Origin of the sequence: Buttiauxella noackiae (assembly GCF_000737905.1) — a bacterium.
Taxonomy (GTDB): Bacteria; Pseudomonadota; Gammaproteobacteria; order Enterobacterales; family Enterobacteriaceae; genus Buttiauxella; species Buttiauxella noackiae.
Genome location: NZ_JPRU01000001.1, coordinates 201098 through 216137, shown reverse-complemented (window position 1 = coordinate 216137; position 15040 = coordinate 201098). Strand labels below are relative to the sequence as shown.

16 protein-coding genes are annotated in these 15040 nt (G+C 47.6%); 6 read left to right on the top strand and 10 right to left on the bottom strand.

What is annotated here, in order from left to right:
- Nucleotides 1–14 precede the first annotated feature (14 nt).
- Nucleotides 15–1313 (bottom strand): D-amino acid dehydrogenase, encoded by a 1299-nt coding sequence (locus IX31_RS00945; protein ID WP_034455243.1) that lies wholly within the window; start codon nt 1311–1313, stop codon nt 15–17.
- A gap of 430 nt (nt 1314–1743) precedes the next feature.
- Here IX31_RS00945 and IX31_RS00940 point away from each other — a divergent pair, with 430 nt between their 5' ends.
- Nucleotides 1744–3279: a SpoVR family protein gene (locus IX31_RS00940; protein ID WP_034457027.1), complete on the top strand. Its 1536-nt coding sequence runs from the start codon at nt 1744–1746 to the stop codon at nt 3277–3279.
- A 64-nt stretch (nt 3280–3343) separates the two neighbouring features.
- Here the strand turns inward: IX31_RS00940 and fadR are convergent, their stop codons facing one another.
- Nucleotides 3344–4063, bottom strand: coding sequence for a fatty acid metabolism transcriptional regulator FadR (gene fadR, locus IX31_RS00935; RefSeq protein WP_034455241.1), 720 nt, complete (start codon nt 4061–4063; stop codon nt 3344–3346).
- A gap of 296 nt (nt 4064–4359) precedes the next feature.
- On the opposite strand from fadR, the gene nhaB reads away from it, so the two are divergent.
- The gene (gene nhaB / locus IX31_RS00930; protein ID WP_034455240.1) at nt 4360–5925 is read left to right on the top strand and encodes a Na(+)/H(+) antiporter NhaB; all 1566 of its coding nucleotides are present in this window, start codon (nt 4360–4362) and stop codon (nt 5923–5925) included.
- A gap of 144 nt (nt 5926–6069) precedes the next feature.
- Nucleotides 6070–6606 (top strand): disulfide bond formation protein DsbB, encoded by a 537-nt coding sequence (dsbB, locus tag IX31_RS00925; RefSeq protein WP_034455238.1) that lies wholly within the window; start codon nt 6070–6072, stop codon nt 6604–6606.
- A 42-nt stretch (nt 6607–6648) separates the two neighbouring features.
- Here the strand turns inward: dsbB and IX31_RS00920 are convergent, their stop codons facing one another.
- The 6 genes from IX31_RS00920 to IX31_RS00900 form a co-directional block, all read right to left on the bottom strand.
- Nucleotides 6649–6885, bottom strand: coding sequence for a putative hemolysin (locus tag IX31_RS00920; RefSeq protein ID WP_034455237.1), 237 nt, complete (start codon nt 6883–6885; stop codon nt 6649–6651).
- A 71-nt stretch (nt 6886–6956) separates the two neighbouring features.
- The gene (gene ymcF / locus IX31_RS23535) at nt 6957–7133 is read right to left on the bottom strand and encodes a cold shock small protein YmcF (RefSeq protein ID WP_122973997.1); all 177 of its coding nucleotides are present in this window, start codon (nt 7131–7133) and stop codon (nt 6957–6959) included.
- Nucleotides 7134–7228: 95 nt separating this feature from the next.
- Complete coding sequence (locus tag IX31_RS00915; RefSeq protein WP_034455235.1) at nt 7229–7675, bottom strand: YcgN family cysteine cluster protein; 447 nt, start codon at nt 7673–7675, stop codon at nt 7229–7231.
- Nucleotides 7676–7765: 90 nt separating this feature from the next.
- Nucleotides 7766–8425: a fumarylacetoacetate hydrolase family protein gene (locus IX31_RS00910; RefSeq protein ID WP_034455233.1), complete on the bottom strand. Its 660-nt coding sequence runs from the start codon at nt 8423–8425 to the stop codon at nt 7766–7768.
- A 79-nt stretch (nt 8426–8504) separates the two neighbouring features.
- Entirely contained in the window at nt 8505–9572 is a 1068-nt protein-coding gene (locus tag IX31_RS00905) for a lytic murein transglycosylase (protein WP_034455232.1), read from the bottom strand.
- 75 nt (nt 9573–9647) lie between these two features.
- Nucleotides 9648–9923 (bottom strand): YcgL domain-containing protein, encoded by a 276-nt coding sequence (locus tag IX31_RS00900; protein WP_034455230.1) that lies wholly within the window; start codon nt 9921–9923, stop codon nt 9648–9650.
- A gap of 126 nt (nt 9924–10049) precedes the next feature.
- Here IX31_RS00900 and minC point away from each other — a divergent pair, with 126 nt between their 5' ends.
- Genes minC through minE form a run of 3 tightly spaced genes read left to right on the top strand, consistent with a single transcriptional unit; the run spans nt 10050 to nt 11876 of the window.
- Complete coding sequence (gene minC, locus IX31_RS00895; protein WP_034455228.1) at nt 10050–10757, top strand: septum site-determining protein MinC; 708 nt, start codon at nt 10050–10052, stop codon at nt 10755–10757.
- Between the two features lie 24 nt (nt 10758–10781).
- Complete coding sequence (gene minD, locus IX31_RS00890) at nt 10782–11594, top strand: septum site-determining protein MinD (protein WP_034455226.1); 813 nt, start codon at nt 10782–10784, stop codon at nt 11592–11594.
- A 3-nt stretch (nt 11595–11597) separates the two neighbouring features.
- The gene (gene minE, locus IX31_RS00885; protein WP_034455225.1) at nt 11598–11876 is read left to right on the top strand and encodes a cell division topological specificity factor MinE; all 279 of its coding nucleotides are present in this window, start codon (nt 11598–11600) and stop codon (nt 11874–11876) included.
- Between the two features lie 158 nt (nt 11877–12034).
- Here minE and rnd read toward each other — a convergent pair whose 3' ends face one another.
- Nucleotides 12035–13156, bottom strand: coding sequence for a ribonuclease D (gene rnd, locus IX31_RS00880; RefSeq protein WP_198528559.1), 1122 nt, complete (start codon nt 13154–13156; stop codon nt 12035–12037).
- 71 nt (nt 13157–13227) lie between these two features.
- Nucleotides 13228–14913 (bottom strand): long-chain-fatty-acid--CoA ligase FadD, encoded by a 1686-nt coding sequence (gene fadD, locus IX31_RS00875; protein WP_122973974.1) that lies wholly within the window; start codon nt 14911–14913, stop codon nt 13228–13230.
- Between the last annotated feature and the right edge of the window lie 127 nt (nt 14914–15040).

Genomic DNA, 15040 nt, shown 5'->3' with positions numbered 1-15040 from the left:
CTCCTTGTTAGAATTTAATTATGAGCGTTATGCAGACGCTGTGAGCCTGTTGGCCTGAACCCCGGGGAATAGCGTGCAACAGAGAGATCGTCAAATGGAATCGCAGGCGTTCTTCCAGAAATCAAATCACTTAACATCTGGCCGGAACCGCAGGCCATCGTCCAGCCTAACGTACCGTGCCCGGTGTTAAGCCATAGATTTTTGAACGGTGTACGCCCAACAATTGGCGTACCATCTGGCGTCATTGGGCGCAGGCCCGTCCAGAATGTGGCTTGCTCAACATGCCCTCCACGCGGGTACAAATCACGAACCACCATTTCCAGAGTTTCGCGGCGTGGTTGCAGCAACTCCGTATTGAAACCAACAATTTCTGCCATACCGCCTACGCGAATACGCTTATCAAAACGCGTGATAGCAATTTTGTATGTCTCATCGAGAATAGTCGAAACCGGTGCACCTTGCTCATCAGCAATGGGGATAGTCAGCGAATAACCTTTGAGAGGATAGACAGGAATATCAACGATGTTTTTCAGCAGACCGGTGGAATAGGAACCGAAAGCAACCACGTAGGCATCGGCCTTCACCACTTCTTTGCCGCACTGGACACCATAAATACTTTGGCCTTCATATAACAGACGATCAACCGAAGTATTAAATCGGAACTCAACACCCGCCTCTGCCGCCATCTGAGCCAGGTTTTGCGTAAACAGTTGGCAGTCGCCAGTTTCATCATTCGGCAAGCGCAAACCGCCCGTAAGCTTATGAGCAACATCAGCCAGCGCGGGTTCAACTTCGGCTAAACGGCCTGCTTCCAGCAATTGATATGGCACACCCGCATCTTCAAGTACTGCAATATCTTTGGCGGCATTTTCATACTGTTGGGCGGTGCGGAACAGTTGTAACGTGCCCCCCTGACGACCTTCGTACTGGATATTGGTGGTGTGGCGCAATTCCTTCAGGCAATCACGGCTGTATTCTGCAAGGCGCACCATGCGACCTTTGTTTTCCATATAGTGGCGCATATCGCAATTGCGCAGCATTTGCAGCATCCACTTTAGCTGAAATTGTGTGCCATCAAGGCTTATCGCCAGTGGTGCATGACGCTGGAACATCCATTTAATCGCTTTAAGTGGCACTCCGGGAGCCGCCCATGGGGCAGCATAGCCCGGTGAAATTTGCCCGGCATTCGCCGCACTGGTTTCCTGAGCAGGACCCGGCTCCCTGTCGATAACAGTGACATCATGCCCTGCCTGGCGTAAATACCAGGCGCTGCTGACACCAACCACACCACTACCCAGCACCACAACTCGCATATTCATTCCACCATTTAGCTAAAAGAATAATCTTCTGATTACAAATTGATAACTCAGATGAAAATGTTATTCAACATATGGCTTTGTTATAGTGACTTTCCTCACATCGTGGCCTGTTATAGCAGGACAGTGATAATTAGAATCTCCTACCCGTGAAGATATTTTCAGCAGTATAAAATGCTTATTTTTATAAATTTAACGGGATATACATGAAAATATACTTTAATAATTCAAGTTGCAGGTGGGTGGCAAACGAGGCCCCTCAGGAGCTTACTTAAGTCAGTGACGGGGGTGAATGAGTGCAACCCCTGCAACTTGAATTATGACAAGCATAAATATTTTGCTTGCGGCAGCTAAGTTTCAGGAGTTGTCTATTCTTGAAAGTGAGGCTTTCCATCCAGAGAGAGCCGCCAACAATGAGGGCGCGCTGATGGCTATTGTTACCGATTCCGCCACAAAGGATTCTAAACGTCTAAGTGATGGACCTGACTGGACGTTCGAGCTGCTTGATGTCTACCTCGCTGAGATAGACCGTGTTGCTAAACTCTATCGGCTGGACACCTATCCTCATCAAATTGAAGTGATTACCTCCGAACAAATGATGGATGCCTATTCGAGCGTTGGGATGCCGATTAACTATCCACATTGGTCGTTTGGTAAGAAATTCATTGAAACGGAGCGGCTGTACAAACATGGGCAACAGGGACTGGCCTACGAGATAGTGATCAACTCCAACCCGTGCATCGCCTATCTGATGGAAGAAAACACCATTACGATGCAGGCTCTGGTGATAGCCCATGCCTGTTATGGGCATAACTCATTCTTCAAAAACAACTATTTGTTCCGCAGTTGGACTGATGCAAGTTCGATTATCGATTACCTGATATTTGCTCGTAAATACATTACCGAATGTGAAGAGCGTTATGGTGTGGACGAAGTGGAGCGCCTACTCGACTCCTGCCATGCACTGATGAACTATGGCGTTGACCGTTATAAACGGCCACAAAAAATTTCGTTGCAGGAAGAGACTGCGCGGCAGAAAAGCCGTGAGGAGTACCTGCAAAGCCAGGTGAATACGTTGTGGCGTACCCTTCCACGTCGAGAAGAAGAAAAAACGATTGCCGAAGCGCGTCGTTACCCTTCTGAACCACAAGAAAACCTGCTCTATTTTATGGAGAAGAATGCCCCGTTGTTGGAATCCTGGCAGCGTGAGATTTTGCGCATTGTGCGTAAAGTCAGCCAGTATTTCTATCCACAAAAACAGACTCAGGTGATGAACGAAGGCTGGGCGACGTTCTGGCACTACACTATCCTTAACCATCTGTATGATGAAGGAAAAGTGACTGACCGCTTTATGCTGGAGTTCCTGCATAGCCATACTAATGTGGTATTCCAGCCACCGTATAACAGCCCTTGGTACAGTGGTATCAACCCGTATGCACTCGGTTTTGCCATGTTCCAGGACATCAAGCGAATTTGCCAGTCGCCAACTGAAGAGGATCGCTACTGGTTCCCGGATATTGCCGGCAAGGATTGGCTGGAAACGTTGCATTTCGCGATGCGTGATTTCAAAGATGAGAGCTTTATCAGCCAGTTCCTCTCCCCGAAACTGATGCGCGATTTCCGCATGTTTACGGTGCTGGATGACGACCGCAATAACTATCTGGAAATTGCGGCGATTCACAACGAAGAAGGTTATCGCAAGATTCGTGCTGAGCTTTCTGCGCAGTACAATCTGAGTAACCTTGAGCCGAATATTCAGGTCTGGAACGTTGATTTACGCGGCGACCGTTCGCTGACGTTGCGTTATATCCCGCATAACCGTGCTCCGCTAGATAAAGGGCGTCGGGAGGTTCTCAAGCATGTACATCGTTTGTGGGGCTTTGATGTAACGCTTGAACAGCAAAACGAAGATGGCAGCGTTGAGTTACTTGAACGTTGCCCACCGCGACTCAATAGTTTGTAAGCATAAAAAAACGCTTCCCGAAGGAAGCGTTTTTCATTTTACAGATAGTGATGACAAGGCCAGATTAACGGCTGTGCATTGCCAAATCACCCGGTAGGTTTTTCTGCATCCGATGCCAGATTTCACCACTTTCACGCCCATAGGTACGAACAGTATCAAATACCTGATCGTGCAACCCTTGTTGGCAAATTTCTGCCAGACGATGGTAGAAACCTAACGCCAGACTGCGGGCTTCCGGACTTGAGAAATAGTGACGCCCGATGCGGGTATACAACCCTTTCATTCCATTGAGGATTAGCCCGTAAATCGGGTTACCGGAAGCAAAAGCCAGACCACGGAAAATGTTGTAATCAAGCTTAGCGAACGCATCAGCGTGATCTTCAACGCTGTTTGCGGTTGCCAACACTTCTTGCGCTTGATCCGGATGCTGACGAACAGCAGTACGAATAAAGATGGTCGCAATGTTAGTTCGCACTGACAGCAGGTTATCGATCAACTGCGGCACGCTGTCATGATCAAGACGCGCCAAAGTTTCCAGAATGTTTAAACCGGAGGTTTCCCAGAAGTTATTCACTTTGGTCGGCTTGCCATGCTGAATCGTTAACCAGCCATCACGCGCCAGGCGCTGAAGCACCTCGCGCAATGTGGTACGGGTCACACCGATTAGTTCGGATAACTCACGCTCAGCAGGAAGAATTGTTCCCGGGGCAAAGCGGTTATTCCAGATACTTTCGATGATGTATTCTTCCGCGAAACCCGCCGGGCTCTGCGCCTTAATGACCATAGTATGCTTTCCATTACACAGGTTTTGCTAAAGAGACTCATCATACCAGATGCCATGCGGCGCAGGTAGCAGCGAGGTATGCCAAATTTGGAATCATGGTTTAATTTTGCAGGGTATCGCACAACCAAAGAATATTCCTATACCTTGATTGATAACTTATGCGCGAGTAACCTGAAACAACTCAATTGACGCAACTTTATCTTTATCCGCAATATTCCTGTTTTAGTGTTGGGAGAAAGCATCGTCTCCCCTGCACTTTGACATATTACGGATAACTGGAGCATGAAAATTCTACGATGGAAATGTCAACCGGGCGTGCGCTTTTTCGCAACTTTTTAGGTCAGTCACCTAATTGGTATAAGCTGACTTTACTGGCTTTTTTAGTTATTAATCCTTTAATATTTTGGTTCATCAGTCCGTTTATTGCAGGCTGGATGTTGGTTGCCGAGTTTATATTTACTCTGGCAATGGCTCTGAAATGTTATCCGCTGCTTCCTGGTGGGCTACTGGCTATTGAAGCGGTGCTCATTGGAATGACAACACCAGACCATGTCCGTGCAGAAGTTGCATCAAATCTTGAAGTGCTGCTGCTACTGATATTTATGGTGGCGGGCATCTATTTCATGAAGCAGCTTCTGCTGCTGGTGTTTACCAAACTCTTGCTCGGCATTCGTTCAAAGATATTACTATCTCTCGCTTTTTGTATCGCAGCCGCATTCTTATCGGCATTCCTCGATGCGCTTACCGTGGTAGCGGTGGTCATCAGCGTGGCGGTTGGATTTTATGATATCTACCACCGCGTCGCGTCGACTGGCGATCTTGAAGGTGATATTCAGGATGACACCCATCTTGATTTCGATAATCGCAGTACGCTCGAGCAATTTCGCGCGTTCCTACGCAGCCTGATGATGCATGCCGGTGTAGGCACGGCGCTGGGCGGTGTGATGACGATGGTCGGCGAGCCACAGAACCTGATTATTGCCAAAAATGCTGGTTGGCACTTTGGTGATTTCTTCCTGCGCATGGCCCCGGTGACCATTCCGGTTCTTATCTGCGGCTTACTTACCTGCGTATTATTGGAATCCACTAAAATACTCGGTTACGGTGAGAAACTGCCAGAAAAAGTGCGTGGCATTTTGCAAGACTACGACACCAAAAGTGCGCAAAAGCGCACACGTCAGGATCGTGTAAAACTGATCGTTCAGGCATTGATCGGTATCTGGCTGGTGGTTGCGCTGGCACTCCATTTAGCAGAAGTAGGGTTAATTGGCCTCTCGGTGATTATTTTTGCCACTGCATTATGCGGTGTGACTGATGAACATCAGATTGGTAAAGCCTTTACCGAAGCGCTGCCATTTACCGCCCTGCTCACCGTATTCTTTGCGGTCGTCGCCGTGATAATTGACCAGCATTTGTTTACACCTGTTATTCAGTTTGTATTGCAGGCCGAACCACATTCGCAACTGGCGCTGTTTTATTTGTTTAACGGTATTCTTTCATCGATTTCCGATAACGTGTTTGTCGGCACCGTGTATATCAACGAAGCAAAAACGGCACTCACCAGCGGTATTATCGACCTTAAGCAGTTTGAGTTACTGGCCGTAGCAATTAACACCGGAACTAACTTGCCATCGGTTGCCACACCAAATGGCCAGGCCGCCTTCTTATTCCTGCTCACCTCCGCACTGGCTCCGCTGATTCGTCTTTCTTATGGTCGTATGGTGCTAATGGCTCTACCGTATACGCTGGTATTGACCATTGTTGGATTGTTAGGTGTTGAATTTACTCTGGTGCCAGCAACCGAATGGATGCTGCATGCCGGCTGGATTTCATCACCGTTGATGAATGCCATACCACATTAAGTTATTCTAACGGGCGGTATAACGCCCGTTTACCTTATTTGTCTGAATAACATTCAATTAGCATGTTATTTTGATGTGCATACTGGTGCAGGAGTCGAATTCGTTTACACTGCCGACTCAACGCATGTTGCAGGGATACTGATTATGTTGCGATATTTAAACCAATGCTCCCGTGGGCGTGGTGCCTGGCTTCTTCTGGCATTAACAGCCTTTGCCTTGGAAATGGTGGCATTGTGGTTTCAGCACGTCATGATGCTGAAACCTTGTGTTATGTGTATTTACGAGCGTTGCGCACTATTTGGTGTTATGGGTGCAGGCATTGTCGGTGCCATTGCGCCAAAGACACCGTTGCGTTATGCCGGGATTGCACTTTGGATCTACAGCGCGGGTAAGGGTCTGCAATTAGCATGGGAACACACCATGCTTCAGCTTCATCCTTCCCCGTTTGTGACTTGTGACTTTGCCGCACGTTTCCCAAGCTGGCTGCCACTAGATAAGTGGTTACCGTCAGTATTTGTGGCAACGGGTGATTGCTCTGTGCGTCAGTGGGAATTTTTGTCGCTGGATATGGTGCAGTGGTTAGTGGGAATTTTTGCCATATTCCTGATCATTGCCGTGTTGGTACTAGTTGCTCAACCTTTCAAACCAAAACGTCGCGATCTATTCGGCCGTAAGGTTTAAAATTCAGATACACAAAAACCCGCCTTGGCGGGTTTTTTATTATTAGTGATCGCGACGATAAAGTGTCCACTGATCTATTCGCTCGCCACTGGGCAAAATACAATCGCCCCGCTCACCCAGATCGGTTTTCACCGTTCTCAATTCACCGCCTTTGTCTTTGCAGTAAACTGACGCCGGGTTCGGCATGCCGATAACCTGCGGCGGTTTGGGTGCTACAGGTTCAGGCGATGAACAGCCGCTGAGAATGAGTGCCCCAATTAGTAATGTTATTTTTTTCATTATTCCTCCGTGATGGAGGCAGAATATTAACAGTGCAGAAGTGGGGAAAGCAAAACCAGCGGTATATGCTCTTAGCGAGCAGATACACTATATTGATGAATCGCACTCATCGGACGATGAAGAAGGTGCATCCCTGATTTACAGAAGATACAAACAGCGCCATGGGGATTTGTTTCTCGGACATCGTAAGGGGAGGTGCGATACTGTGAACCGCCACAAGACGGACACTTAAATGTTAAATACTGGATAAAAACCTACTTTTATTTGTTATTGAAAGAACACCATATCATAAAGATTTCGTTTTGTACGATTTATTTTTGTGTTCTCTCATGAGACTGGTGGTTTAGTCTGCCCACTCAGGCTTGTTTAAAATATGATTCTGCCAGTCTTGCACTTCAGACTCTTTAACCGCGATATGGCGTACAGAAATACGTTCGCCATGCATTGCGGCTTTAGAGCCCGTTAACAAGGGATGCCATTGTGGTAAATCCTTGCCTTCAGCCAAGAGGCGGTACGCGCATGAATGCGGTAACCACTCAAAAGTTGGCAAGTTATCACGAGTCAACTTGATACAGTCTGGCTCAAACTCAAAGCGTCGTTCGTAGTTTTTACACTGACAAGTTTTGATGTTTAATTGCTTACAGGCAACATTGGTGAAGTAGATTTCATCGGTATCTTCATCCATCAATTTATGCAAACAGCACTGGCCGCAGCCGTCACAGAGAGATTCCCACTCTGCGTCACTCATTTCGTCAAGCGTTTTGCACTGCCAGAACGGTGCTGTAGTCATGATGTTTGTCCGGTAATAAAAAAACAAGCGCACCTTATAAACAGTCTGAGCCACAGATGCAAGTTTTGCCGCCTTCTGGCGGCAAATTGATTATAGAACCCGGGTGGTTAAGCTGCGGTCTGCAAAACACACTTCCAGTTCGTCGCCACTCACAAGCGGCCCTACACCTTCCGGTGTCCCGGTCAGGATGACATCACCGGCTCGTAAGGTGAAAAAGCGGCTCATATAAGCAATCAACGGCACGATCTTATGGATCATGTCAGATGTACTGCCCTGCTGGCGAACTTCGCCGTTGATCTTTAATGCAATAGGCGTATTTTGCGCATCGCAATTAAACTCACTGGCAGGAATAAACCCTGAAATCGGGCAAGAATTATCAAATCCTTTTGCTTTTTCCCACGGTTGGCCCGCTTTCTTTAATTTTCCCTGCAAGTCACGCAGCGTGAGATCAAGCGCTATACCATATCCGGCAATGGCCTTAGTAACATGCTCTTCTGTAGCCTGTCTTAGGGTAGAACCAATCAGAATCGCAAGCTCAACCTCGTGATGTACCGACCCCAAACCTTGTGGCAGAACCAGCGGCTGGCGGATATCGCACAATGCGCTTTCGGGTTTAATGAACAACACCGGCTCTTCCGGCGTTGCACTACCCATCTCTTTGATATGTTTTGCGTAGTTACTACCTACACACACTACTTTGCTGACCGGAAAATCCAGCAGCGCACCTTGCCAGTTATGATGCTGATACATGCCTTTCCTCTGCGTTCGTTGTGTCAATTACCTTTGATACTAGAGAAAAAAATCGCGACTGAATACCTAAGAGTGAGCGTTATTGTGCAATCGCATCCGCCATGGTGCCGATGCTTATTGCAAAGTAATAAGAGCGGTTCCAGTGCATGATGGTACGAAAATTATTGTAGACAAGGAACGAGCGCCCCAGGTTGTCATCAGGCGTGATAATCCAGGCTTTTTGTGTAGATGGAGGTGGCGTGGTTGTATCTTTTAACGTGATCCCCAATTCTTGCCATTGGCTGAATGTTTTGCCCTGATCTGTTTTGGTTCCGGCAAGTGTGCTATCGAAACCTTCGGGAAGCATGACTTCTCTCCCCCATTCTCCGCCCGCCTTCCAGCCTTCAGTCTCCAGATAATTAGCGGTTGAAGCAAAAACATCACTGGTGTTAGTCCAGATATCGATTTTTCCATCACCATCGCCATCCGCACCATAGCGCAAATAGGAACTTGGCATAAACTGGCTCTGGCCCATTGCCCCGGCCCATGAACCTGTAAGCTCTTGTACGGTGATATGACCCTGATCGAGTATTTTTAATGCGGCCATCAACTCTTTGGTAAAGAACGCTTCACGCCGTCCTTCAAATGCCAGCGTTGCCAGCGCAGAAACAATATCCTCTTTACCCTGAATTTCGCCAAAATGACTCTCCATCGCCCACAAAGCAACGATGTACTGACTTTGTACACCAGTACGAGTGCTAATAGTATCTAATTCATTTCGGTGCTGCTGATACAGTTTGCGCGCTTGCTCAATCTTTTCTGGTGTAATGACCCGAGAGAGATACTCATCGAGCATGATTTTTTTTTCGAGCTGGCTCTGATCGGATTTTATGACCCGATCAACAAAATGAATATTCGCGAATGCGTTGCTGATAGTGCTGGCGTTAATCCCCTGCAGGCGGGCTTGTTCTTTGAGTGTCTCAACAAAGGCCGGAAACTCGGCAGGGTTTCGCCCTTGCTGCGCAAGCGTTGTTGGCGCAGGCGAAGTCTCAGGCTGCTTTACAACTGAGGGATTAACAACGGATTGCGTCTGTACATCAGAAGATACAGCGCTAAAACTGGTCAACATAAAGGTGATGACGGTTAAACAAATTGCTGGAGTATTCATCTTTTTCCCCGCGGTTATTTGTTCTAAATATCATCTACCTTTATGCCCAGAAAAGATTCGGCAGTAGTCTGAAACTTATTTTTTTGGACTGTTTTCGAGATGCATTTTTAACAAACTTTCAGGCGGCGGTGGCAATTGTAAATAATAGCCAACATCTTTGAGAGCCTGTTTTACTTTATCAAAATCCGCATTAGCCAGTTTTTTACTCCCATCAAGTGGTAATACCATTGCCAATTGTGGGGTGCCAAAACCTTTCATCAATTCTTCAGGTACGCGTGAGAAATCGTCTTTTTTTTCGACATAAAGATAAGTTTGGTCACGTTTGCTACTTCTGTAGATCACACAAAACATTTTTTTTACTCTATTTTCGCCAGATGGTGGCTTGCCTGAATATATCTGTGACTATAACATGCCAGATGTACTTCGGAATATCGTCCCACACAGGTGGGGAATAAAACTGAATTGAGTAAGGCCAGGATGTCAAACACGCCAATCGAGTTAAAAGGCAGCAGTTTTACCTTATCAGTGCTTCATTTACATGATGCACAACCCGAAGTCATTCTCCAGGCCCTTCAGGACAAAGTATCCCAGGCTCCGGCCTTTCTGAAAAATGCGCCAGTGGTGGTGAATGTTGCCAACCTCGATGGTTCAGTTAACTGGAAGAAGGTCCAGCAAGCGGTAGTTTCTTCCGGTTTGCGAGTAGTCGGTATCAGTGGTTGTAAAGACGAAGCGTTGAAGAGAGAAATTGAACGCGCAGGCTTGCCACTGCTGACTGAAGGGAAAGAAAAGAGTTCGCGTTCCAGCGCCGCTCCCACAGAGGTTGCGGCACCAGTTGAACCAATTGTTAGCCCGATCACAAAAACGCGTTTGATTGATGCTCCGGTTCGTTCCGGCCAGCGCATTTATGCGCCAAACTGTGATTTGATTATCACCAATCACGTCAGTGCCGGTGCAGAACTTATAGCAGATGGTAATATTCATGTTTACGGCATGATGCGTGGCCGCGCGCTGGCGGGTGCCAGTGGCGATCGTGATGCACAAATATTCTGTACTAATCTTGCTGCTGAGCTGGTTTCAATAGCGGGTGAATACTGGCTGAGTGAACAAATACCAGCCGATTATTATGGGAAAGCGGCGCGCCTGAGTTTGGCAAGTGGTGCTCTCTCCGTTCAATCTTTGAATTAAGCCCTTTTAACAAGGAATTCCTTTATGGCACGCATTATTGTTGTTACGTCGGGTAAAGGGGGCGTCGGTAAGACCACGTCCAGCGCGGCCATCGCTACGGGTTTGGCCCAAAAGGGAAGAAAAACCGTCGTTATCGATTTTGATATTGGCCTGCGTAACCTGGATTTAATCATGGGTTGTGAGCGTCGTGTAGTTTATGACTTCGTTAACGTTATTCAGGGCGATGCCACATTAAACCAGGCGTTGATTAGAGATAAGCGCACCGAGCAACTCTATATTCTTCCGGCATCACAGACCCGCGATAAAGATGCGCTTACCCGCGAAGGTGTGGCGAAAGTACTCGAAGATCTGAAAAATATGGACTTTGAGTTTATCGTTTGCGACTCACCTGCGGGTATCGAAACAGGCGCATTAATGGCGCTCTATTTTGCTGATGAAGCGATTATTACGACTAACCCTGAAGTTTCATCGGTACGCGATTCAGACCGCATTCTCGGCATTCTTTCTTCAAAATCTCGCCGTGCCGAAAACGGTGAAGCGCCAATTAAAGAACACCTACTGTTAACTCGCTACAACCCGGGCCGTGTAAACCGTGGCGACATGCTAAGCATGGAAGATGTACTGGAAATCCTGCGCATCCCATTGGTTGGGGTTATTCCTGAAGATCAATCTGTGCTGCGTGCTTCAAACCAGGGTGAGCCGGTCATTCTTGACCAGGAAGCTGACGCTGGTAAAGCTTATGCAGATACTGTTGAGCGCCTGCTTGGCGAAGATCGCCCTTTCCGCTTCATTGAAGAAGAGAAGAAAGGCTTCCTCAAACGCCTGTTCGGAGGATAAGTTATGGCATTACTAGACTTTTTTCTCTCGCGGAAAAAGAATACCGCCAACATTGCAAAAGAGCGTCTGCAAATTATCGTCGCAGAACGTCGTCGTGGTGATAGTGAACCTCATTATTTGCCGCAACTAAAACGCGATATTCTGGAAGTCATTTGCAAATATGTAAAAATTGACCCAGAGATGTTAACTGTCGTTCTCGATCAAAAGGATGACGATATTTCTGTTCTGGAGCTTAACGTAACGTTGCCAGAAACTCAGGAAGCAACAACAAAATCCGCGTAATACACTTTACGTAATAAGCCTCCTGGAATTATCCCGGAGGCTTATTTATTTTTACGCAATAACCACGTTTAAAACAGACTATTCTTAAAAGTTAATGGAAATATTCTATTATTACCAAGTAGAACCCTGTAATTATTCCCAGTGACTTTCGGTAAATATTAAAAATCTGCCAACAACGTTTTTAAAGCTTCACCCATTACACGTCCACGCCAGCCACTGATTAATTCCGGCTGTGTAGTCTGGGTTTTTAATTGCCAGTGCCAATTCAGCAACTGGTTAATTTGTCGGCGTGAAGCGAGTAATTCTGCACTCAAACCGCAAGTTTCACTCACCTGCTGCACCAACGCTTTGATAGCTTTAAATACGCGGCGATATCCCGGCATATCGACAAGATTACTCAGTGGTTCAGGTAGTTCATCATCAGATAATGCCTGGGCTTCAACAACCAATGCCAACAGCGTTTTACCATGAAAACGAATTTCACTGCCGCTCAGGCCCAGATGTTCAAGTTCACCTAAAGATCCCGGCATATAGCGTGCAACCTGCCAGAGGTGTTCTTCACGCACGACGAAATTAACCGCCATATCACGCTCGCGTGCTTTACGCAGACGCCACGATGCGAGTTTCTTCAGGCAAGCCAACTGGCGCGTTCTTAACTGCCATGCGTTACCAATTTCACGCCAGGCTTCTTCAGGATCGAGAACATCCTGGCGGCGTGAAGCCATCAGGTTGCATTCATCCAGGGCCGCATCCATCCAGCCAGCGGCTTGTGTCTCTTCCATCAACTTGTGCGCAATAGGCAAAAGATAGAGCACATCAGCAGCAGCATAATCACACTGACGCTCAGTCAGAGGACGAGCCAGCCAGTCGGTGCGGGATTCACTTTTATCCAGTGCAATCCCGGTAAACGACTCAACAATAGTGGCAAAACCACAGGAGAGTGGACGCCCGCTAAAAGCCGCCAGAATTTGTGTATCAATGAACGGATCGGGCAACATGCCGAACGCATTGAGGAACACCTCCAGGTCTTCGCTACCTGCATGCAGGAACTTAATCACCGCCGTGTCTTGCAACAACGTTTTGAACGGTGACCAATCAGAAATCGTCAGCGGGTCGATAAGCGAAGCGGTTTCACCGTCGTACAACTGGATCAACCCCAGTTGCGGGTAGTATGTCCGCGTACGAACAAATTCAGTATCCAGCGCAATGGCCGGAAATTGACGTGCAGCCTCACAAACAGTAGCCAGGCCTTCGTCGGTAGTAATCATTTGGTAAGTCAAATTCAGTTCTCTTAGGTTTGCGCCCATAAAAAACGCCGGCAGAACCGGCGTTAGGGCGACTGACTCGGAGCTCAGGCGTTATTGTTGCCTTTACTGACCGATTCGTCACGTAGTTCTCGTCGTAATATTTTGCCAACGTTCGATTTTGGCAGCTCTTCGCGGAACTCCACCAGCTTAGGCACTTTGTAGCCAGTAAGATGACGACGACAAAAAACAATCAGTGCTTCTTCGGTGAGTGATGCGTCCTTTTTCACCACGAAGATTTTTACCGCTTCACCAGATGCTCCATTAGGAACACCAACGGCTGCCACTTCAAGCACACCACTATGTTGCATAACGACGTCTTCAATTTCGTTCGGATAGACGTTAAAGCCCGAGACCAGGATCATATCTTTTTTGCGATCGACGATGCGCATAAAACCCTCGTCGTCCATCACCGCAATATCACCGGTACGCAACCAACCATCTTGCAGAATTTCATCCGTTGCATCCGGACGCTGCCAGTACCCCAGCATCACCTGTGGGCCTTTGACGCATAGCTCCCCAGGTTCGCCTGGCGGGACTTCTTCACCTTCATCGTCGATCAGTTTTACTTCAGTGGAAGGCACAGGTAAACCGATACTGCCACTGTGGTAATCCATATCGTGGGGATTTGCGCTCACTAATGGGGCACACTCGGTCAGGCCGTAACCTTCAAGCAGGAAGCGTCCTGTTAGTTTCTCCCAACGCTCGGCTACCACTTGCTGCACAGGCATACCGCCGCCAGCAGAAAGGTGCAGGCTCGAAAAATCGAGCTGCTGGAATTCTTTGTTATTGAGCAACGCATTAAACAGCGTATTTACGCCAGTCATGGCGGTGAATGGATATTTAGCCAACTCTTTGACCAGTCCCGGGATGTCACGCGGGTTGGTAATCAGTAAATTCTGGCCGCCAAGTTCAATAAATAGCAGGCAGTTCATAGTCAAAGCGAAGATGTGATAGAGCGGCAATGCGGTAACCACCAGCTCTTTGCGTTCAAACAGTAACGGGCTGTAGGCCGCTCTAACTTGTTCAAGATTCGCCAACATATTGCGGTGCGTCAGCATCGCCCCTTTGGCAACACCCGTCGTTCCACCGGTATATTGCAGGAATGCGAGGTCATCGTTGATTATTTCAGGCTTGATGTATTGAAGACGGTATCCGTGTTGCAAAGCACTACGGAATGAAATGGCATCAGGAAGATGGTATTTCGGCACCAGACGTTTGACGTACTTAACAACAAAGTTAACCAACGTACCTTTTGCCGCAGAGAGCTGATCGCCCATACGCGTCAAAATAACGTGTTTTACCTGGGTTTTATCTACCACTTTTTCCAGGGTGTGAGCAAAGTTCGAAACGATCACAATCGCACTGGCACCGCTGTCATTAAGCTGATGCTCAAGCTCTCGCGGCGTGTACAGTGGGTTAACATTCACCACCACCATACCTGCACGCAAAATACCAAACAGCGCGACCGGATACTGCAACAGGTTCGGCATCATTAACGCAACACGGTCGCCCTTTTGCAGGCCCAGACCCTGTTGTAAATACGCAGCAAACGCACGGCTCCGCTCTTCCAGTTTACGGAACGTCATCACTTCGCCCATGTTCATGAATGCAGGCTGGTCGGCATAACGTGCCGTTGCTTGCTCAAACATATCAACCAGGGACTGATAACGGTCAGGATTTATCTCAGCCGCAACATCGGCTGGGTAGCGGTTAAGCCAAACCTTCTTCAAGGATCCACCTCTGAATTTAATATTCGTCGTCATCACAACCCCAATACATAAACACACCGTTAACATAATATTAACTCAGCGTACCAGTTTATTAATTAGACTGATTTAAGGTTGCGAAGCGCATCAC